At 59.7% G+C, this 20790-nt stretch carries 12 protein-coding genes and 1 pseudogene; 4 read left to right on the top strand and 9 right to left on the bottom strand.

The genetic code is table 11. The annotated features are described in order from the left end of the window. Window positions 1-7 precede the first annotated feature (7 nt). Both ACOY6C_RS10815 and pbpC read left to right on the top strand, forming a co-directional pair. Complete coding sequence (locus ACOY6C_RS10815) at window positions 8-5977, top strand: alpha-2-macroglobulin family protein (protein ID WP_420905490.1); 5970 nt, start codon at window positions 8-10, stop codon at window positions 5975-5977. Window positions 5978-6024: 47 nt separating this feature from the next. Next, window positions 6025-8229: a penicillin-binding protein 1C gene (pbpC, locus tag ACOY6C_RS10810; protein WP_420905489.1), complete on the top strand. Its 2205-nt coding sequence runs from the start codon at window positions 6025-6027 to the stop codon at window positions 8227-8229. Between the two features lie 408 nt (window positions 8230-8637). Here the strand turns inward: pbpC and ACOY6C_RS10805 are convergent. From ACOY6C_RS10805 to ACOY6C_RS10785, 5 genes and pseudogenes are all read right to left on the bottom strand, one after another. Further along, a pseudogene (locus ACOY6C_RS10805) lies at window positions 8638-8949 on the bottom strand (Fic/DOC family N-terminal domain-containing protein); the annotation flags it as partial. 96 nt (window positions 8950-9045) lie between these two features. Continuing rightward, window positions 9046-10677, bottom strand: a complete 1632-nt coding sequence (locus tag ACOY6C_RS10800; protein WP_420905488.1) for a restriction endonuclease subunit S — start codon at window positions 10675-10677, stop codon at window positions 9046-9048. Then, window positions 10667-11062 carry an HI0074 family nucleotidyltransferase substrate-binding subunit gene (locus ACOY6C_RS10795; protein WP_420905487.1) on the bottom strand — a complete coding sequence of 132 codons (396 nt, stop codon included), beginning with the start codon at window positions 11060-11062 and terminating at the stop codon, window positions 10667-10669. Before ACOY6C_RS10795 ends, ACOY6C_RS10800 begins: the two co-directional genes overlap by 11 nt. A gap of 4 nt (window positions 11063-11066) precedes the next feature. Then, window positions 11067-11333 carry a hypothetical protein gene (locus ACOY6C_RS10790; protein WP_420905486.1) on the bottom strand — a complete coding sequence of 89 codons (267 nt, stop codon included), beginning with the start codon at window positions 11331-11333 and terminating at the stop codon, window positions 11067-11069. Between the two features lie 27 nt (window positions 11334-11360). After that, window positions 11361-12908: a class I SAM-dependent DNA methyltransferase gene (locus ACOY6C_RS10785; RefSeq protein WP_420905485.1), complete on the bottom strand. Its 1548-nt coding sequence runs from the start codon at window positions 12906-12908 to the stop codon at window positions 11361-11363. 610 nt (window positions 12909-13518) lie between these two features. On the opposite strand from ACOY6C_RS10785, the gene ACOY6C_RS10780 reads away from it, so the two are divergent. Both ACOY6C_RS10780 and ACOY6C_RS10775 read left to right on the top strand, forming a co-directional pair. After that, window positions 13519-15075, top strand: coding sequence for a B12-binding domain-containing radical SAM protein (locus tag ACOY6C_RS10780; protein WP_420905484.1), 1557 nt, complete (start codon window positions 13519-13521; stop codon window positions 15073-15075). Between the two features lie 14 nt (window positions 15076-15089). Beyond that, window positions 15090-15353, top strand: a complete 264-nt coding sequence (locus ACOY6C_RS10775; protein ID WP_420905483.1) for a hypothetical protein — start codon at window positions 15090-15092, stop codon at window positions 15351-15353. A gap of 96 nt (window positions 15354-15449) precedes the next feature. Here ACOY6C_RS10775 and ACOY6C_RS10770 read toward each other — a convergent pair whose 3' ends face one another. The 4 genes from ACOY6C_RS10770 to ACOY6C_RS10755 all read right to left on the bottom strand — a co-directional run bounded on the left by ACOY6C_RS10770 (window position 15450) and on the right by ACOY6C_RS10755 (window position 20738). After that, window positions 15450-16928, bottom strand: coding sequence for a B12-binding domain-containing radical SAM protein (locus tag ACOY6C_RS10770; RefSeq protein WP_420905482.1), 1479 nt, complete (start codon window positions 16926-16928; stop codon window positions 15450-15452). Window positions 16929-17071: 143 nt separating this feature from the next. Then, window positions 17072-19045 carry an NAD-dependent epimerase/dehydratase family protein gene (locus ACOY6C_RS10765; protein ID WP_420905481.1) on the bottom strand — a complete coding sequence of 658 codons (1974 nt, stop codon included), beginning with the start codon at window positions 19043-19045 and terminating at the stop codon, window positions 17072-17074. A gap of 2 nt (window positions 19046-19047) precedes the next feature. Next, window positions 19048-19956 (bottom strand): transketolase family protein, encoded by a 909-nt coding sequence (locus ACOY6C_RS10760; protein ID WP_420905480.1) that lies wholly within the window; start codon window positions 19954-19956, stop codon window positions 19048-19050. After that, window positions 19953-20738 (bottom strand): transketolase, encoded by a 786-nt coding sequence (locus ACOY6C_RS10755; protein WP_420905479.1) that lies wholly within the window; start codon window positions 20736-20738, stop codon window positions 19953-19955. The genes ACOY6C_RS10760 and ACOY6C_RS10755 overlap by 4 nt, the downstream gene beginning before the upstream one ends. Window positions 20739-20790 lie beyond the last annotated feature (52 nt).

The following is a 20790-nucleotide window of genomic DNA, read 5'->3' as shown; positions in this document are numbered from 1 at the left end:
CAGGGCCATGCAGGGATCCGTGGGACGTGGGATGCGGTATGCGGTCAACGGGGTGGTGATCTCCCTGGTCCTGGTGTTGCTTTTGGCCATTGCGGAGGCCGGGGAGGGGGCGGCGGCACCCAATGCCGGGGTTCGCATTGAACACTTCACCGTGCCATCCGGTTCACAGCGCCGCCAGGCCACTTTCCGATTCAACCGCGCCATGGTCCCCTTCGGCGATCCGCGTCAACGGTCAGAGCCGTTCACCCTCGATTGCCCGGTCACGGGGCAGGGCCGCTGGGTGGATGACCGCAACTGGGCTTTTGATTTCGATCACCCTCTGCCAACAGGGCTCAAGTGCGCTTTCATCCGCGAGGCCGGGTTGCGGGCCGTGGATGGGCAGCCGGTCGGCGGAGAGAGACGCTTTGAGTTCACCACCGGGGAGCCGGTGCTGACGGTTTTCGATCCGCGGCAGATGATCAGCGAGGATCAGGTGTTCTTGTTGGGTGGGCTGGCCCGACTCGATCATGCGTCGGTGCGCCAGAATCTGTTCTGCGACATTCCGGGGATCGGCGAAGAGGTGGGGGTGCGGTTGATCACCGGCGAGCCGTTGCAGGCCCTGGTCAAGCTCTCCCATCCGTTGATGAACCACTACGCACGGGAGTTGACCTACGGCGGTTTGGGGAGGCACTTCACCCCCGGACTCCCCGAAACGGCCACCCGCGAGCAGCGGGTCGTCGCCCTGGCCCAACAGGAGGATGCCCCTTTCGTCGCCGTGCAGTGTACCCAACGCTTTCCCAGCGATGCCAGCGTGGGATTGGTGATGAAACCGGGCATCCGTTCCACGGCGGGGGTGACCACCCGTCAGCCGTTGCGGGTGGCGTTCAAGGTGAAGAAGGGGTTCACGGCGGAGTTCACTTGTCCCCGCGCCAATCTGGATGCCCAGTGCATGCCGATTCTGCCCATGAGTCTCGATTTTTCGGCCCCCATCGCGCGCGTCGATGCCGAAAAGATTCGCCTGAAATCCCAGAGCGGCGAAATCTACCCGCCCAGGTTCGACGACGAGGACAGGCAGTGGGTGAACCGGGTCCTCTTTCCCGGACCGTTCCCGGTGGATCACGCATTCACCCTGGCGTTGCCGCCCGGTCTCAAGGACGATGCGGAGCGACCCCTGCTCGACGCCGACCGCTTCCCCTTGACGGTGCGGACCGACTCCACCCCACCCTTGGCCAAGTTCGCGGCGGGATTCGGTTTTCTCGAGGCGAACGTGTCGAATGGCGGGAGCGGTCCCGCACCGGGCGGCGCCGCGTTGCCGGTAACCCTGCGCAATCTGGAGTCCCTGTTACCCTTGGACGCCGCCCATCCCGGCTCCGAGGAGGCCGAGATCGCCTCGGCCCGCGCCGCCACCCCCCTGGAGCGCCATTGGGAGGCGTTCCGGGATCGTTATTGGCCCAAATCGTCGGAAATACGCGGTCATCGGCTGAGGGTGGAGGATCCGCTGGCCTTTTTGCGCTGGATGGAACGGCGGACCGCGGTGACCCAGCCGCGTGCGGTGAAACATCCGCAAGGGGAGGAGCAAGAGGAGATCAAACCCGGCGAACAATCGGTTTTCGATACGCCGTTGTTGGAAAACAAGTCGCTGCCAGAGCCGTTTTCCGTGCCCAGACCGGGGAGCGGCAAGTCGTTCGAGGTGGTGGGGATTCCGCTGCCCAAGCCAGGACTCTATGTGGTGGAGTTGGCCAGCGACCGGCTCGGAGCCCACCTGCACGGCGAGTCCAGGCCCTATTATGTCCCGGCCACGGTGGTGGTGACCAATCTGGCGGTCCATTTCAAACGGGGTCGGGACTCCTCGCTGGTGTGGGTCACCTCTCTGGATCGGGGCGCACCGGTGGCCGATGCCCAGGTGACCATCGGGGATTGCGCCGGCAACCGCTTCGTCGAGGGGCGCACCGATGCCCAGGGCATCTTCACGGTTTCCGGCCCGCTGCCGGGTCCGGAGAGTCTGCCCGTCTGCGCCGGGGGGCAGAGTCGCTCCCATCTGGTGACCGCCCGACTCGGCGAGGATCTCTCCTTCGATCTCTCCCATTGGGGCGAGGGGCTGGGGGTCTGGGATTTCAATCTCGGCTACGAGGCCTGGGCAGAGCGGGATTCCAACGAGGCCCGCTTTGCCACGGTGTTCGACCGCGCGTTGTTCCGGGCCGGCGAAACGGTCTCCATGAAACATTTCGCCCGGCAGACGGTGGAACGGGGCCTGGAACTCCCGGACAAGAAACGGCTCGGCAAAGCCTGCAACATCCGCCATGACGGCAGTGGCCGGGTTTATGCCAACCTGCCCATGAACTGGGACGAAAAAGGGACGGCACTCAACACATGGACCATCCCGCCGGAGGCCAAAAGCGGCACGTATGAGGTGTTCCTGACCGAAGCGGGCCAGAAAAACGGCCACGAAATTCCCACCGGCCAGTTCCGGGTGGAGTCGTTCCGGGTGCCGGTGATCCGGGGGAGCATCTCGCCCAAGGCGGACACCTCGCCGGCCAGTGGCGAGGTGACGCTGGATCTGCACGCGGCGTTCTTTTCCGGCGGGGCGGCGGGCCATCTGCCGGTGCGGGTGCGCGCCATGTTGCAACCCAGGCAGCTCGAATTCGACGGCTATCCGGGCTTCGAGATCGCCAATGGCCCCTTGCCCAAGACGCACCGGGGCGTCGCGGGCGAGGAGGAGGAGCCGGACGGCGAGGTCGGGGATGAGCGGGAAGGTCTGAAAAAGATCCTGCCGGTTCAATCGCTGGTTCTGGATGCCACCGGGAGCGGACGGGTCGCGTTGCAGGATCTGCCGCGCACCGAGACCCCCCAGACCCTGCTCGCCGAGATGGAGTTCCTGGATGCCAACGGCGATCGACAGACCCACACCACCCGCATCCTCCGGCTTCCGTCCAAGGTGTTGCTGGGGATCTCCTCGGACCGGCGCATGGATGCTCCACGTCAGTTGGGGTTTCAGGTGGTGGCGGTGGATGGGGAGGGCAAACCCCAGGCCGGGGTGAAGGTGGCGGTGGAGCTGTTCGAACGCAAGCTCTATTCGCATCGCAAGCGGCTGATCGGCGGTTTCTACGAATATGATCATCATCGCGAGGCGCGATCGTTCGGCGAGTTCTGTTCCGGGGTCACCGATGCCCAGGGCCGGCTCTTTTGCAACCGGGAGTCGCCGGTCAAGGGGGAGGTGGCGTTGCAGGCGAAAGCCGTGGACGCGGATGGGCAGCCCAGTTTCGCCCATGGCATCGTGTGGTTGAACGATTCCGAATCCCAATGGTTCGAGTCGGTGCAGAACAACCGCATGGACCTGATTCCCGAGAAGCCGGAGTATGAACCGGGCGAGGAGGCGGTGGTTCAGGTGCGCATGCCCTTCCGGGAGGCCACCGGTCTGATCACCGTGGAGCGGGAAGGGGTGCTGGAGGCCTTCACCCGTCCGTTGAGCGGGGAGAATCCGATCATCCGCGTGCCGATCCGGGATCATTACGGCCCCAACGTCTTCATTTCGGTGCTGGCGGTGCGGGGACGGGTGACCGGCATGGCCCCGACCGCTCTGCTGGATCTGGGCAAGCCGGCTTTTCGGGTGGGGTATGCCCAGCTCAAGGTGGGCTGGAAAGGGTATGCGTTGGGGGTGAAGGTGACTACCGACAAGGCGGTCTATCCGGTTCGGGACAAGGCCGAGGTCGCCATCGCGGTGACCCCGCCCCAGGGACGTTCCCTGCCGCCGGATGCGGAGGTGGCCGTGGCGGTGGTGGATGAGGGGTTGCTGGAACTCAAGCCCAACGACTCCTGGAATCTGCTCGCCACGATGATGTCCAAACGGTCGCTCCACACCGAAACCAGTACCGCCCAGCAGCATGTGATCGGGCGGCGCCATTTTGGACGCAAGGCCGGCCATCCGGGAGGCGGGGGCGGACGGCATCCGGCCCGACAGCTTTTCGATACCCTGCTGCTTTGGGAGGGGCGGGTGATCCTGGACGCCAAAGGCGAGGCACGGGTCACCGTTCCCATCAACGATCAGCTCTCCTCGTTTCGGGTGGTGGCGGTGGCCAGCGCGGGAACGGATCTGTTCGGCACCGGAGCCGCCGGTTTCCGCACCGGCCAGGATCTGATCCTCACCTCGGCCCTGCCGGATCTGGTGCGGGAAGGGGATCGTTTTCGGGCCGGTTTCCATGTTCGCAACAGCTCCGACCGTCCCCTGACGGTGGAGGTGAACGCCACCGCGTCGGTTCTGGTGCCGGCGGGCGGAAAGAACCCGGAAATCGACGTGCCGGCGGGCAATCCGGTCACCCTGACTCTGGCTCCCGGAACCGGCGATCTGGCGATCTGGGAGATGGCGGTGCCCACGGATGCGGGCGGGCTGCGCTGGAACGTGACCGCCACGGCGCCGGATGCCTCCGATCGGCTGATCACCACCCAACAGGTGCGTCCCGTCCATCCCGTCGAGGTGATCCAGGCCACCCTGCAATCCCTCGCCGGGCCGACGACGCTTCCGGTTTCCATCCCACAGGATGCCCTGCCGGGCAAGGGCGGAATCCGCCTTCTGCTCCAGGAGAGCCTGATCGGGAGTCTGGACGGGGTGCGCGAGTACATGGATCAATACCCCTTCACCTGTCTGGAGCAGCGGGTTTCCAAGGCGGTGGTGATGCGGGACGCGGAGTCCTGGAACAAGGTGATGGCCTCCCTGCCGGGTCATCTGGACCAGGATGGCCTGGCCCGGTATTTTCCGGGCTCCTCGCCGGGCAGCGACAGCCTGACCGCTTATCTGCTCGCCGTGTCCCACGCCGGAGGGCTGGCCATTCCCGAGGAGTCCCGAACCCGCATGCTCGACGGCTTGCAGCGGTTTGTCGAAGGGAAGCTCCTGCGACGTACCCCCATCCCGGCTGCGGATCTGAATCTGCGCAAACTCGCCGCGCTGGAGGCGATCTCCCGTCATCGGCGGGTGCCCGTGGCGTTGGCCGGAACCCTGGGGGTGGATGTGGAGCAGTGGCCCGCTTCCGGTCTCATCGACTGGGTGAATCTGCTCAACCGCACGCCGGAGATCCCCAAACAGAAGCAGCGTCTGACCGAAGCCATGAAGGCGTTGCGCGGTCGCCTGCACATTCAGGGCACGGCCATGACCCTCTCCTCGGAGAGCCGGGACAACCTCTGGTGGTTGATGGTCTCCCCGGAAACCAACCTCAACCGTCTGCTGCTCACCGTGGCCGAGGATCCGGCCTGGCGGGACGATCTGCCGCGACTGGCGCGGGGGATTCTCGCCCGACAGGTGCGGGGTCACTGGGCCACCACCCCGGCCAACGCCTGGGGGGTGGTGGCGCTGCACGCCTTTGCCAGCCGGTTCGAGAGCGGCCCGGTCACCGGGACCAGCCAGGGTGCATTGGCCGGCGAGAGCCGCTCTTTGAACTGGCGGGATCAGCCGCGAGGCGGAACCATGGCGTTCCCCTGGCCGTCCGAGGGCGGACCGGCGGAACTCAAGGTGTCGCATCAGGGGGAGGGGAAACCCTGGTTGACAGTGCAGAGCCGGGCGGCGATCCCCTTGCGAGAGTCTCTGAACAGCGGCTATCGGCTGACCCGCGCGGTGACGCCGATCGTGCGCAAGAACGCAGAGGTCTGGAGCGCCGGGGATCTGCTGCGCGTCCGGCTCACGATCGACGCCATGACCGACATGAGCTGGGTGGCGGTCAGCGATCCGGTGCCGGCGGGCAGCGTGATTCTGGGCAGTGGGCTGGGCAACGATTCGGCGATCCTGGATGCCGGTCGCAAGAAAGGATGCATGATCCGTTTCGAGGAGCGCACCCCGGAAGGATACCGGGCCTATTTCGAGTGGCTTCCCAAGGGCGAATGGGTGGTTGAATATACCCTGCGCTTGAATCATGCCGGACGTTTCGAGCTTCCGGCGGCCCGTGTCGAGGCGATGTACGCGCCGGATCTGTTCGGTGCGTTGCCCCTGGAGCCGATGATCGTGGCGCCGTGAGCGGGTCCGGGTTATCCCCCGCAAGCGACCCGACCCCGCATGGATGGTTGAATCCACGGCGGGGAGGGGGGCTGCGTGGGGTCGTGATCGGAGTGGTGGGGGTGTTGCTGATCGGGTTGCTGCTGGAGCGGGGTCTGCTTGACCTCCCTGACGCGCCAGAAGTTCCGGAGTTCCAGACCGTGCGCGCGGCCCATGCCAGCAGCGATGTGTGGCTGTTGGATCGGGAGGGTCGTCCGTTGCAGCCGATCCGGGTGGATCATGCCCGTCGGCGGTTGAATTGGACCCCTCTGGAGGAGATCGCCCCCAATCTGGTGGAGATTCTGGTACGGGTGGAGGATCGCGCCTTTCACCAGCATCGGGGGGTGTCGTGGCTGTCGGTGCTCGGGGCGATCAAGGATCGACTTCTGCACGGCAGTCGGCGTGGGGCGAGCACCTTGACCATGCAGTTGGTCGGTCTGCTCGAGCGGGGTTCCGGTGGCTGGAGCGGACGTCGCGGGTTGAGGCAGAAGTGGCTCCAGATGCGTGCCGCCTGGGCCATGGAGCGATCCTGGAGCAAGGCCGAGATCCTGGAGGCCTACCTGAACCTGGTGCCGTTCCGGGGAGAGTTGCAGGGGATCGCCGCCGCCAGCCGCAGCCTGTTCGACAAGGCCCCGTCCGGGTTGCTGCCCGCGGAGTCGATCCTTCTGGTGGCGCAACTGCCCGCGCCCAACGGGCCGGTGGTCCGCACCACGGCCCGTGCCTGTGCCCTGGCCGCCAGGATCGATCCGGAAATCTCCTGTCCGGAGTTGACGACGCGGGCCGAGCGTCTGTTGCGGGGACGCCTGCCGCCGGTGCGCGCCGAGGTCGCCCTGGCGCCCCACGCCGCCCGCTGGCTGATCAGGGGACGCGGACCGGAGATCGGCAGTTCCGCAGGGTTGCGCTCCACCCTGGATGCCGATTTGCAACGGAGCGCGAGCGAGTCCCTGGATCGACAGTTGGCGCAACTGGCTGGTCACAATGTTCGGGATGGGGCGGTGCTGGTGGTGGAAAATGCCACCGGGGCGGTGCTGGCCTATGTGGGAGGTGGCGGCGTCGATCCGTCGGCCCGGCATGTGGATGGCGTGCGGGCGCTGCGTCAGGCCGGTTCCACCTTGAAGCCGTTCTTGTACCAGTTGGCCATCGAGGAGCGTCTGATCACCGCCGCCTCCCTGCTGGAAGACTCGCCGGTGGAGCTGGTGATGCCGACCGGCATCTACCAGCCCAACAACTACGACCGGGAGTTTCGCGGCTGGGTCAGCGCCCGCACCGCCCTGGCCTCCTCCTTGAACGTCCCGGCGGTGCGTGTGTTGATGGTGACCGGTCTCGCCCCGTTCGCGGCCCGGCTCAGGCAGTTCGGCTACTACGTCCGCGAGGAGGGGTCGTTCCATGGCCATGCCCTGGCCCTGGGATCGGTGGAGGTGACTCTTTGGCAACAGGTGAACGCCTATGCCACCCTGGCCAACGGCGGTCTGTTCGTCCCCCTGGTCCTGGAGTCGGACCGGCAGCCACCCGCACCCCGGCGGATCACCTCGGCGGAGAGCGCCTTCATCCTTGCCGACATCCTCTCCGATCCCCTGGCCCGCACCCCCACCTTTGGATTGGGCAATCCGCTCGCCACCCCCTTCTGGAGCGCGGTCAAGACCGGAACCAGCAAACGGATGCGGGACAACTGGTGCATCGGCTTCACGCCCCGGTTCACGGTGGGGGTCTGGGTGGGCAATTTCGATGGCCAGCCGATGCGCGAGGTGTCGGGCATCTCCGGCGCCGCCGAGGTGTGGCTCGAGGTGATGCTGGCGGCGCGTCACCGCTTCGGATCTGGTGGGGACGATCCGGAGTTGCCCCCGGGGGCAGACATGATCCACAGGTCGATTCTCTTCGAGCCTGCCGTGGAACCGCCCCGTCGCGAGTGGTTCCTGACCGGCACCGGCAGCGATACGATCCGACTCCACGATGGGGCGCTGCGTCCCTCCCGAATCCGTTCGCCGGGGGATGGCGCCATCCTGGCCATGGATCCGGACATCCCGCCCGGTCTCCAGAGGCTTGTCCCCCGGATGAGTCCGGTGCATCCGGGCAACCAGTGGCGGTTGGATGGCGTGCCTTGGCCAGCCGTGCCGGAAGGGTGGGAGTTGGTGCCCGGATCCCATCAATGGGAGTTGTTGGATGGCGAGGGGCGTCTGCTCGACCGCGCCCGTTTCCAGGTGCGGGGCGCGACCCGGCATGTGGAGCGGGAGTGAGCGGGATCGTTGGGACGGGGGGTGGGCAATGGATACACGAAACATCCATTGAAATGTCATGTTCCGTATGGTGGTGTTTTGGTGTTGCCTGCCCTGTTGGAGATACCACCAACCATCATGCCATCCCCGTTCTGCGGCAAAGCGCTCCGGGTCGTTGATGAAACGCTCCAGATCGTCCATCAAGGCCACGATTTGGGAAGGCTCCTGAGGGGGTGTATAGATGATTTCCTGACGGCTGTTTTTCAGTGCGGTGCCTGGCAATTGGCGAAATCCGGCACGATTCTGTTCCAGTTCGGATTGAATGGCGAGGATATGGTTGTTGGTGATCAGGCCGGTCTGTTGCACCAATTCAAAACCAAGCCGCAAAGCCTGCCGGTAACGCAACACCTCTTTGGCTGCCGGATTGAGATGCTCATCCGGCAGCACCGCATCCTTGAACAGTTCGTCGTGGGTGGTGACGATGTTTTCGATTTCGGAACTCTCCTTGGCCTCTTTGAGCCCCAGGGAGCTGATCAGGATGCCCTGATTGGGTTGGAGGACGCCAGCCCTTTGAGTTCTGCCAGCTGCCGACTGCTGCTGGCCAATTTTTTCAAGATTTCCGGGGTATCGAAACGCGCGGGATGCAGATCGTTGAGAGAGGGGAACGGTTTCATGACACCCCCGTGCGCGGAGACGACATGTATAGAAAATCGATTTTTCTATACATGTTATCCGTGTCATGTATAGAGAACGAGGCATGTCTATACATGTCAGCCTTGTTAGACATGCGCAACCCGGCATGGAGACAAGCGGCAAGGTTGGGATTGCCGGATCGAATCATGCGATCACCTCCCCAACGCTCCGCTCCACCTCTGGCAGACGGAGTTGGCCGGAGATGAGACGGGGGAGCAGGGTATCGCGGAGGGTGGTGAGGATTTGGGCTTGATGTTGATTTTCAGTAACTTTCACTAATAATGGCGAGGATAACTTGTGAAAAACTTTCACAACCAAATCATCAGGTAAAACACATTGAATGGTTTCGATTACTTCAGGACGAACAGCCGGATACGCACCCCCATCTGCAAGATGAGAAAGACAGTCAATGCTTGATGGTTGTGTTGAGATTAGAAAAACTAATTCAGTATATAAATTTTTGTTTGGTCGTAGTACAGCAAACCCAGTACTAGCGGTCAGATTTATTGGTGGCTCATGGATAAAAGCAAAAGAGCGGTTGCCCGGACGCACAGTACCAACAATGGTATCTCCATTACGTAGCACCCGCCGAGCACGGCTAGGAGCCTCATCAAATGTGTAGTCTGTAATAACTGATATTATATTGTCTTTGGTGTTGGCTAAATCAATGTAGGCCACTGTAGTTGGATGGTTCTTGGTCGTCCATGATTCAGGATTAAGAGTTGCAATATCACCCAACACTCCTACCCTCCACCCCTTCGGAATCAACCCCAACTCCGACTCCTCAAAGCTGTCCGGGAACGGAGCGGCGGTGGCTTCATCCATGCCTTCCGGGGCAAGACCCTGCTGCCTGGCATGCACGGGGTCGAAATCGATGAACCAGGATTTGAACAACGCCTGGGCAATGGCTTCCAGGGTGGCGTTGGTCTCGCGCAGGAGGGTGATGCGGTCGTCAAGCGCTTTCAGAATATTAGTGATTTTATGTTGAGCGCTAACTGGTGGTATGGTCAGTTCAAAATCTGGAATTTCCCGACATTTCAAACTATCAAAAACAGCCCAAACATTAATATACTTCCTCACCTCTTCCCACCACTCTGGACTTTGCAAAAGCCATCTGAGGAATTCAGGTAATACCATTGTGCCATCAGCACGCAAAACGACCAAATTTTGACCTATGGTGCATTCAAGACCTTTCGGGACAACAGCCGTATCGCCAGAATTGCATCGACGAACAACAATTACATCATTATGTTGTGGTTTTAACTTCCGTGTCCACTCAGTATAGTGCTCATATGAAATTCGTCGAACTCCTTCAAGAGTAATTTTTCCATCCCTGATTTGCGGAATAGCTATATATGGATATCCAGAATCTGACTCTGGTGGTGTTTTATGGTCACAATCGATTAAAATTATACCGGATTGTTTTAGAGATAATCGTGGCCAGGATGTTTCTTCTAATGTGTGAGCCGGTTGCTTTCTATCTTGCACTACCACCTTCTCTCTCTCAATTATCCTCCTGAACGACTCACTGGACGTCGCCAACTCCACCACATCCACCCGGAATGGCAATGCACTGGCCGAGAAGGCATCGCGCAACCGTCCCAGACGCTCGAAGCCCAGGAATTCGTCACCACAAATGCACAAATCCAGATCCGAGACCGGGCGCGCCGTTCCACGAACCCGCGACCCAAAAGCCCACACCGCCCGCTCCGGTACCTGTCGCCGCAGGATCTCCTGGACGATCGCCAGGGCGTCTGGCTGAAGATCAAGCGACATCTTTCAACCTTGCGACCAGCTCCCGGACATCCGGCAGAAACAAGGCAACGCGCTCGAACACTCGCACCGCCAGCTCGGCATAATAAATATGCGCCGTCTGGTTGCGGGCTTCGTAATGTCCCAACCAACGGCTCGTCTCCTCGATCAGTTCGTACTCCGCCGCGACCCGGAACATGTCCTCCTTGGTGCGGATCAATCCCGGATTGATCGTTAGGATATCCTTCAATGTGCGCTGGAGCAGTTTCCAGGAGAGATCCATGGCGATTTCAAAACGCTGGATCACGCCGTCCCGCGTGGTCAACACCGGATGCTCCGCATATTCACGCAACCCTTCTTCCAATGCCGTCACCGCCCTCTCCAACGCCTCGACACTCAATCGCGACATGGTTTCATCTCCTGCACTCCCTATGGTTCACTCCACCACAGCAATATGATTTTTCCCGAACAGCAACAGGGCCGTTACGCGTTACGGTCTGCCCGCCGGTTGCGCCTGCCTCTTCGTGCGCCCCATAGTACCATTCCCGATTAACTTCGGAGATCATGCGCACCGGGTTTACCTGGGAGAGATCATTATAGCCCCCCTCATAGCCAGCCACCACCACCGGCATACCTGGATCGTGCGCCTTCAACCGTTCAATCAACTCCGCCACATTCATGATCCGTTCTCCTGGAAATCAAGACCATCAGAACGCATACCCCAACGAACCCAACTTCTGCCGAATCAACTGGTCCAACTCGGCACCCTTGGCCATCTGTTCTCCGAGTTTTTCCGTCAATTTTTTCATTTTCTCGTTGAACACCTCATCATCATCTTCCACCTTTTCGGCTCCCACATGGCGACCGGGGGTGAGAACATGACCATGTTCGGCAATCTCTGCCAACTTCACACTGCGGCAGAAGCCGGGGGTATCCTGGTAGGCATCAAGCCCGGCACGCCACGCCGCCACCGTATCCCCAATCCGGTTGATGACCTCATCGGTCAATTCCGCCTGGGAGCGACTAATCATGGTTCCCAGCTTGCGGGCATCGATGAACAGCACCTCACCCTTGCGGTGGCTCTTCTGCCTGGCCAGAAACCACAAACAGGCCGGAATCTGCGTGTTGAAGAACAGTTGACCAGGAAGTGCCACCATCACTTCCACCACGTCCGCTTCCACCATCCTGCGGCGGATGTCGCCTTCACTGTTCTGGGAAGAACTCATCGAACCGTTGGCCAGCACGATGCCTGCCCGTCCGGTGGGCTTCAAGTGATGCAATATGTGCTGCAACCAGGCATAGTTGGCATTGCCAGCCGGAGGGGTACCGTAGACCCAACGCGGGTCACCCGTTAATGAGGCGTGCCACCATTCATCATCATTGAAGTGGGGATTTGCCAGAATGAAATCGGCGCGCAAGTCAGGATGTTGGTTGCGTGTGAAGGTGTCTGCGGGTTCTCTGCCTAGGTTGAAATCGATCCCGCGAATGGCCAGATTCATGGCGGCCAGACGCCATGTGGTGGGATTGGACTCCTGACCATAGATGGAGGCATCCCCACGTTTGCCACCATGCGCCTCGATGAATTTTTCGCTCTGCACGAACATCCCGCCACTGCCACAGCAAGGGTCGTAGACCTTGCCATGATGAGGAGCCATCACTTCCACCAATGTTTTGACGACAGAGGCAGGCGTGTAAAACTGACCACCTCTTTTACCCTCAGCACTGGCAAACTTTCCCAGAAAATATTCGTAGACCTGACCCAACACATCACGCGCCTTTCCGGCATCGGTGTTGAATCCGATGGTGGAGATCAGGTCAATCAGCGACCCCAACTTCCCGTCCGGCAGTTGCGCACGGGCATAGCGCTTGTCCAGAATATCCTTGAGCCTGGGATTCTCGGCTTCGATGAGGGTCAGGGCTTCATCAATCAGCTTGCCAATTTGAGGCTGCTTGGCCGAGGAACGCAACACCTCCCAACGCGCCGCTTCAGGAACCCAAAATACGTTGGCTGCGGTGTAGTAATCCCGCTCCTCCAGCTCTGCCTGGATATCCTCTGGCGTTGCCTGTGGGAGGTGGTACTCGTCTTGTGGGTCGGAAAATTTTTTGGTCAACTCCATGCGACGGGCATTGAAGGTGTCGGAGATGTATTTAACAAAAATCAATCCCAACACCAGATGCTTGTATTCTGCCGCATCCATGTTGGCGCGCAGTTTGTCCGCTGCTGCCCAAAGCGTTTTTTCAATATCATCAAGCATATGATTTCCAAGCCATCATGTGTGGTTTGACCCCCAAGGATAAAGATAAGTCAGTCTAGCAGAGGCATGTGAGCCAGTCTATAACAAAGCGGGTAAGGTATATTCGGATACGATCCGAAGCATGGACTGCCGCCTTTGAAGCGAATCCACAGCGGTTCAAGGGAAAGTGTCTGGCGCCAAGGCGTTCACCCCAGAAGGTTTGGATCAACCCGCCCAAGCCGCCGGCAAAGACCGGTATGGACGTCAAGATTGAATCGTCGTAGACTCAAAATGCGTGGTGAAACGGAAGCGGACTCTGCTGGGGAGCAACCCGCCGAGGAATACCAGGCAGGGCTCACCGAGCCGATGATTGTGACGAGGGATCTTCCCCCTCGTTCCCTTCAACGCATCGGACGGCAGACCCTCAATGCTTAAAAAAACCGCCCAAAGGGCGGAAGCCGAGCCTGCGGACACACGGGCTTCGAGATTCAATTCTGAAGACGCGTCTCTTGTGTTCATGGACACATTCCGCAGGGATGGGAATCACCCCCTCTACAAACCGTGTGACGGAAAAAGACTGGCGCATACCCTCCAAGGGTATCACCAAACCAGGCAATCGGAGAACCATACCGTGAAATTGTCGTTGTTGTATGTCGGCAGTACGCTCAATCCCTATGGGTTCCGCAAAATCGGGGCTGTGGCCAAGGAAATTCTCCCGGATACCAGACTCTATTTCGTCATGCAGGGCTTTTTTCGCTCTTTCAAGAATATCTTCAAGCCAAGCAGCCAAGCCGAGCAGTTCCAGGAGGAGGAGCTCCAGGCCATGGCGCAAAGCTTCCGCGATACCGACATCCTCGGGATCGCCACCATGAGTACCAACGCGGATTCGGTCAAGGCGCTGCTGAGTCGGATTCGACGAATCAATCCCGAAATCATCATCGTTTGGGGCGGGGTGCATGCCATCTACTACCCGGATGATGCCATCGAGCATGCGGATGTGATCTGTTACAGTGAAGGGGAACTGGCGTTCCAACGCTTCTTGCGGTCCATGATGGCCGGAGAAGGACTCTCCCAGGTGCCCAATATCTGGTATCGCGAACAAGGCGTGGTGATCAAGAACCCCCATATGCCACTTTTGACCACCGAGCAGATGAGTCAACTTCCGTTCATCAGCTATGGGGTGGATGATTGGGTGTTCGATCAAAAGATACGAGCCTTCCGTCCAATCGAGGTCAGGGATTATCTGGATTCGGATGCCCTCTCTTTCAAAGTGATCTGGACTCGGGGCTGTCCCTTCAAGTGTACCTACTGCGCCAATTCTGAACTGCTGAAACTGGATAAGGGGTATGCACGCATTCGTCACCCCTCGGTGGATTATTTGATCGGGGAGTTGCGGTCCGTGCTGGATCGTCATCCGTACATCCAGACCATCCATTTTCTCGACGACTGCTTTCTGGCTGTCCCGGCGGACACCTTGCAGGCGTTCGTCAATCTGTGGATACGGCATATCAAACGCCCCTTCGTGGTTTCAGGCATCACGCCGGTCCATGCGGATCAGGAGAAGATGGATATTCTGCTGCGGGGAGGATTGAATCGGGTACGGATGGGGGTGCAAAGCGGATCGGATCGGGTCTTGAAGTTTTTCAAGCGTCCCAACCGTCCTGGTCTGATCAAGCAGGCCGCGGACATCGTGGGAGGATACGGCAGGCGCATGATTCCTCCGGCCTATGATCTGCTTGTGGACATCCCCGTGGAGACCCAGGAAGACATCCATGCCACGATACGCCTGGTCAATGATTTCAAGCGCCCCTTCACCATCAATTTCCATTCGTTGCGCTCCGTGCCGAACAGCGCCTTGGAAAAGCAGTTGCAAGAGATGAACAGCGAAGTCCTGCAACTGACCCACAGTTCCGAAGTGCTGTCCACCACCTTTGCCAATGCGGTCCTGATGCTGATCGCGACGTTTCGCATTCCGGACGGCGTGCTCAAACGGTTGCTGCCCCATTGCAAGCCATCCCACGAAAGCTCTCAGGCCTTTGGCCTGTTCTATTGGTCCTGTCGCACGCTGTATCTGGGCAAACGGTTGCTGGATCATCTGCGCTTTTTTGATTTTTCCGTGGTGTTGGGGCGCACGGGTTGGTGGCTGTGGCGTCTGGGGCTGCTCAAGCCTGCCAGTCCAGGCAATTGAAAGGAGGTAGGACCATGAACGAATATCTGGGTACCCTGAAGCCCGAAGACCTGTATGCCGGTTGTCAGCCCATGCGACGTAATCAGCATTTGTCTGGTTTCTTTCGTGATTTTCCCAGCCCTGTGAACGGACGCAGCCTTATGGAGGCGCGAGGCGTGGGGTTTCTCTCTTTGGTGCGGGAAAGCAAGGAGTTGTTCGGTCGCACGCCTTCCTTTGAGGTGATTGGTCAGGGGATTCAATTGACCATCTTTGCGGGCGGCGTGGATGCGGATTTTTGACCGACTGATTCAGGCGGACCATACCACGAGTGCCAACGACCTGTTCTGATCTTTGGCTGGGTTTGGTCCCGCATGATTCTTCTCGGGGGGCGCAGGTCACTCTTTGATCTTGCCTGCCTCGTTGGGGATCAGAATGAATTTCAAACCGCGGATGATCGCCTTGGCCAGAATGAGCGGTGAGCGTGGGTAGGCGTGCGGGAAGATTCTGGAACTCACGATCCAGGTCCAGGTGAGGCTGCTCACCAAACGATAGACCGGCGTTAACGGCAGACGCAACATCAGGGGGAATATTTTGAGGAAAAAGTCCGGCAACAGACAGAAAAGCTGACCAAGATAGACCAGATGGAGCTGAAAACGTTTCTCCTCTGGGGTGTAGTTGTTCAGAGGCGATGAGTCGGTGGTGGAGATCTTCTTGAAATCGGTTTGCGGATCCAGCACCCCCAGGGAGATGGCATAATCGGTGAGATGGGTGTTTGGATAGGGGGCGAAGATCGAGAAGGTCGGGCACCCTGGTTTCATCTCCCTGGCGAAAAGAAAGGAGTTGTAATCGTCTTTCGGGGTCGTTCCGGGGATGGCCAGGATCGTGTTTGCAAAGGCGTTGATGCGATACTTGCGTGCCACGGTGAATGCGGAGCGCATCATCTCGTCACTCATGTGGCGACGCAGAACCTTGTTGCGGATCTCTTCGGAACCGGCTTCGATCGACATGCTGATGCTGCGACAGCCGGCATGACTCAGCATTTTTCCAATCTCTTCGGTCAGGGTGTTGCAGCGAATCAGACAATAAAACGGGATGCCGATCTCTTTGGGATAACGCTCGGTGAACTCTTCCAGCCACGCATCCGGACGGATGACAAACACATCGTCCCCAAAACGCACATACCGCAAGGTGGGATACCGGTCCCGGACCTCCCGTATTTCGGCGAACAGGTTATCCACCGAGCGGCGCCGGAAGAGTTTCACCCCAGGCCCCTTGAAGAGAAGGTTGTACGAGTGGTTGAAACAGTAGGTGCAGCGATACGGACAACCCCGCTGGGTCATGAAGGAGCGGATCCCCTGTTGTTGCAGATCCGGATCGGCGTTGTAGATCAGACTCCGATCCGGGAAGGGGATGGCATCGAGATCTTCCGGCACCTCCTTGGTGCAGGAGGTTTGACCGGCCAGCAGCAGATTGGGGATCCCTTCCAGCGACTGGCCGGTCTCCAGGGCGGTCAGCAGTCTGGGAAAAAGCAGATCCCCCTCGCCCACGCAGATGGCATCCAGCTTCATGTCGTTCAACACCTGCTGGAAGAACGTGGCGTGCGGTCCCCCCATGATGCGGAAGACCTTGCGACCGCTGGTGGCCTGGTATTGACGGACCACTTGATCGGCCTGATAAAACATATGTTCATACGCGGTCATGGCGCTGTAGGCCACGACGTCGGGATTGAATGCGTGCAGGATCGTGGCCATGCGTTGTCGTTTCAGGGCGACCAGCAGGGTTTGGTGACCGTCTTTGCGTGCGATCGCGCTCAGCAGCATCACCCCAAGGGGTTCGGAAAAGAACAGATCGGAAACGACAAACAAGATGCGCATGACGGGTAGGCCTCATCCCTTCAGAAAAATCCGAGCACTCAACCTGTTTGACCCGGTTTGTGCGTGGCGGTTTGCTTTGCGAGTGGGCGGGCCATCCATCCACCCGCGTCGGCTGTTTTGACAAAGACCAACCAGTTGGCCAGTCAGTCCATGGCGTTCTGGTTGGTTGCCTGGCTGATTTTCATCACCTCTCCATTGCGAATGAAGGCGCTGCGAATAAACAGGGGTCTTTGTTTGCTTTCGCTCAGAATTTTTGCGACATACTCCCCAACCAGGCTGATTGCCAGGAGATTGGAGGCTCCAAAAAACATCATGACCAGCATCAGCGTGGTGATGCCGCGCGGGGCGATCTCCGGCCAGATCAGTTTGCTCAGGATCTGGAACCCTCCAAACACCATCACCAGAAAGAACAGGATCCAACTGGCGGTGCTCAGGAGTGTGAGGGGGGTGTTGCTGAACGAGAAGATCCCTTTTTTGGCCCACTCCAGATTGGCGAACAGATTGTTGGTCGAGCGGCCAAACATGCGCTCCGGACGGATATAGTCCACGCCGGTTTGACGGAAGCCGACAAACGCGCGCACCCCGCGCAAAAAGAGGTCGCGTTCCGGAAAACGGAGCATGGCGGTCACCACCCGGCGGTCGATGAGCGAAAAATCCCCGGCGTCGCGGGGGATTTCCATGTAGGCAAAGTGGCTGAAAAGTCGATAAAAACCCTTGTAGGCAAGTTGCATGTACCAGGGCGCGACCCGTTTCACCCGGCGTCCGTAAACCACCTCGTAGCCGTTGCGCCATTGTGCTACGAACTGTTCGATCAATTCGGGGGGATCCTGGAGATCCCCATCCATCAAGACGCAGGCGTTTTTTTTGGCGATTTCCATGCCGCTCCTGAAGGCGGCCTGGGAACCGAAATTGCGCGAGTGGCTGATGCCAATGGTGTGGTAATCCTGATGCGAAAGCGCGCGAATAATCTCTTCGCTGTTGTCTGGGCTGCAATCGTTTACCAGGATGATCTCATAATCGATCTCGAGTTTCTTGAACGTTTTCGTCAACCGTTCGTGCAGATAGGGGATGGCCTGGCCATCTTTGTAGCAGGCGACGATGACGCTGACGGAATAGGGTTCGTCGGCTTTCGATTTTGTGGAGGCCAGATAGGCTTCCGGGCTGGACAGTTGCCGATACCAGGCAATGGTTTTGTCGAAGCCCTCTTCGAACGACGTTCGTGCCGACCAGCGCAGCCGGGTGTTGGCGCGGGTCGGGTTGGCATACCAGTCCGGCAGATCCCATTGTCGATTGGGCATGGAAAAGGTGGGTTGGTCAGCGATGGCGAAGCGTGTTCTGGCCATCTCCGCCACCTCGCGAATGGTGACCTTTCGGCCTGAACCGATGTTGAAGGAGTGACCATAGTCGGCCTTCTCCAGATTGAGCGCGGCATCGATGAAGGCTTCGCAGGCATCCGCCACATAGATGAAATCACGGGCGATATCGGGGTGAACAAAGGAGGGAAGCTCACCTTGCAGCCCCTTGGCGATCAGGGTCGGAATCAGGCGCGACGCATCTTCGTAGGGTCCGTAGATCGAGTAGAGGCGCAGGTTGACGCAGGGGAGACCATGATGCTGTCCCATGTACTGGATGGCATGGGCCGCAGACACCTTGGAAACCGCATAGTGGCTGTTGGGCAGACAGGGGGTGTCTTCAGAGGGGCCGGCACTCTGGGAGCCATATTCCGAGGAGCTGCCCGCATGGATATACCGGTGGACGCCCCGTTGTCTCAGGGCCTCCAGCAGCCTGACCACCAGGATGTAGTTGGTTTGATGGATGCGTTCCTGTTTCTCTTCGAAGGAGTAGGCGCCGTAGGCGATGCAGTCGAAGACGGTCCGTGGTTTCACCTGGTCGAGCAGACGATGCAGGTTGGTCAAGGAGAGCAGGTCGGTCACCAGGATCTGTTCCAGGGGGATGTTCTCCAAGCGCCAGGGGTTGGCGCGGGTGGTCACCCCGAAAACGTCCTGACGCACGGCGAACAGGGCATGAAACAGATTGGCACCCACGAAACCACTGGCCCCCAGAATCAGAATGGGACCTTGCAGCTTGAGGTATTTCTGGTGCGGATCTTCTGACATGATTATCCAATGTGTAGAATTTTCAATAGGTTGTCCGGATCCAGGCCGCACTCTTGGCGATGGAACGCCTGCGAGCCATAGGTGTGGGAAGGATACCCCAAAGCATGGACATGAACAAACCGTTCCATTGGCATGCCCAGGCACATCAAGGCGTGTGCCAGCATGTGTCCGATCCCCCCATGGGTCACATGCTCTTCGATGACCACAAGCCGCTTGCGTTCTCGCAAGAGTTCCAGAAACGGTTCGGGAGGCGGACATGCCGAGACGGGCAATTCCGTGAGGCCCCAGATCTCCGGACGTTGCCGGGGCGGCAAGGTCAGGCAGACCCGCAACAGGCCGCCGGTCAAGGGACCGACCGTCAACGCCGGGGTGCCGTCACCCGCCAGCAAGCGCCGCCAGGGGGCATAGGCCGGGGGTTGATAGCCGGTCGGCATTTCGCATCGTCCAAGGCGCAGATAGCCCGGATGGGGGGATTGGGCCATGCTCCGGACGATGGGATCCACGTCGGAGGCGAAGATCGGAACATAGGCCAGCATGTTCGGAAGGGTCAACAAGGCGCCGTAATCTTCCAGGGCATGGTGGGTCGCGCCCATGGCCCCGTATCCATAGCCGCCCCCATTGCCGACGATCTTGACCGGCAGGTCATGTTGACACAGATCGTTGCGAATCTGCTCGAACGGGCGGGCATAACAGAACGGAGCGATGCTGTAGACCCAGACCAGCATCTCATGGCGTGCCATCCCGGCGGCCACGGAGATCATGTTCTGTTCCGCGATGCCCGCATTGATGAACCGTTCTCCCATCGCCTGGCGCAGGGGTTCCAGGGCCTGGAAGCCCAGATCGCCGGTCATGAAGACGAAGGGGTGGCTCCGAAAGAGATTGACCCAACTCGCACAGGCCGCGTTTCTCATGACAAGGCATCCAGATCCGCCATGGCCTGGGTGTAACTGGCCTGGTCCAGGGGGAGATAATGGGACTCCATGCGGTTTTCCATGCTGGCCACCCCCTTGCCCTTGATGGTGCGCAACAAGACGACGCGCGGCGCGGTGCGGCTTTTCCCGTGCGGCGTCACGGCCTGGAACAGGCTGTCCATATCGTGTCCATCCGTCTCTTGAACGCTCAAACCGAAGGCCCGGAAGCGTCCGGCGAGATCCTCCATGGAGGCGACCTCCCGGGTGGAACCAAATCCTTGCCAGCCGTTGACATCCACCAGGATGGTCAAGCGGGTCAGGTTCTGGTGACAGGCAAAAATCACCGCCTCCCAATTGGCGCCCTCCTGCCACTCTCCATCGGAGGTCAAACAGTAGACCTCTCCGGGTTGGTTCTGGAACCGTTTGGCCAGCGCGAATCCGGCGGCCAGGGAGACCCCATGTCCCAGGCTGCCTGTGGCCATGGGAATCCCGGGTGTCCAATAGGGCATGGGGTGACCGGCCAGATGGGTGCCATTCTGGTGGAAGGTGGACAAATCTGCGTCGTCCAGCTCGCCCATGGTCCAGAGCGTCACATACAGCGCTCCGGCGGCATGTCCCTTGGAGAGCAGAAATCGATCCTGGGGGGTCATGATCTGGTGATGCAGACAGAGCAAGGCATCCAGCGCGGAGAGATTGCCGCCGAGATGACCGATCTGACTCTCGAAGTGCATGCGCAGGAGTCGTTTCTTGGCTTGCACGGCCATTTTTGCGAGGTTATTCATGTATTTGTCAGGGTGTCTTGACTTTTTTTCGTTGAATCGTGGCCGAAAATTC

The organism is Candidatus Magnetaquiglobus chichijimensis (genome assembly GCF_045865675.1).
GTDB lineage: Bacteria > Pseudomonadota > Magnetococcia > Magnetococcales > Magnetaquicoccaceae > Magnetaquiglobus > Magnetaquiglobus chichijimensis.
This window is presented reverse-complemented; position numbering and strand designations above follow the sequence as displayed.

Excerpts from the sequence above, each read along its gene's own strand:
- ACOY6C_RS10815 (WP_420905490.1), top strand. The coding sequence starts at position 8 with ATGCAGGGATCCGTGGGACGTGGGATGCGGTATGCGGTCAACGGGGTG.
- ACOY6C_RS10800 (WP_420905488.1), bottom strand. The coding sequence starts at position 10,677 with ATGTCGCTTGATCTTCAGCCAGACGCCCTGGCGATCGTCCAGGAGATC.
- ACOY6C_RS10795 (WP_420905487.1), bottom strand. The coding sequence starts at position 11,062 with ATGTCGCGATTGAGTGTCGAGGCGTTGGAGAGGGCGGTGACGGCATTG.
- ACOY6C_RS10790 (WP_420905486.1), bottom strand. The coding sequence starts at position 11,333 with ATGAATGTGGCGGAGTTGATTGAACGGTTGAAGGCGCACGATCCAGGT.
- ACOY6C_RS10785 (WP_420905485.1), bottom strand. The coding sequence starts at position 12,908 with ATGCTTGATGATATTGAAAAAACGCTTTGGGCAGCAGCGGACAAACTG.
- ACOY6C_RS10775 (WP_420905483.1), top strand. The coding sequence starts at position 15,090 with ATGAACGAATATCTGGGTACCCTGAAGCCCGAAGACCTGTATGCCGGT.
- ACOY6C_RS10770 (WP_420905482.1), bottom strand. The coding sequence starts at position 16,928 with ATGCGCATCTTGTTTGTCGTTTCCGATCTGTTCTTTTCCGAACCCCTT.
- ACOY6C_RS10765 (WP_420905481.1), bottom strand. The coding sequence starts at position 19,045 with ATGTCAGAAGATCCGCACCAGAAATACCTCAAGCTGCAAGGTCCCATT.
- ACOY6C_RS10760 (WP_420905480.1), bottom strand. The coding sequence starts at position 19,956 with ATGAGAAACGCGGCCTGTGCGAGTTGGGTCAATCTCTTTCGGAGCCAC.
- ACOY6C_RS10755 (WP_420905479.1), bottom strand. The coding sequence starts at position 20,738 with ATGAATAACCTCGCAAAAATGGCCGTGCAAGCCAAGAAACGACTCCTG.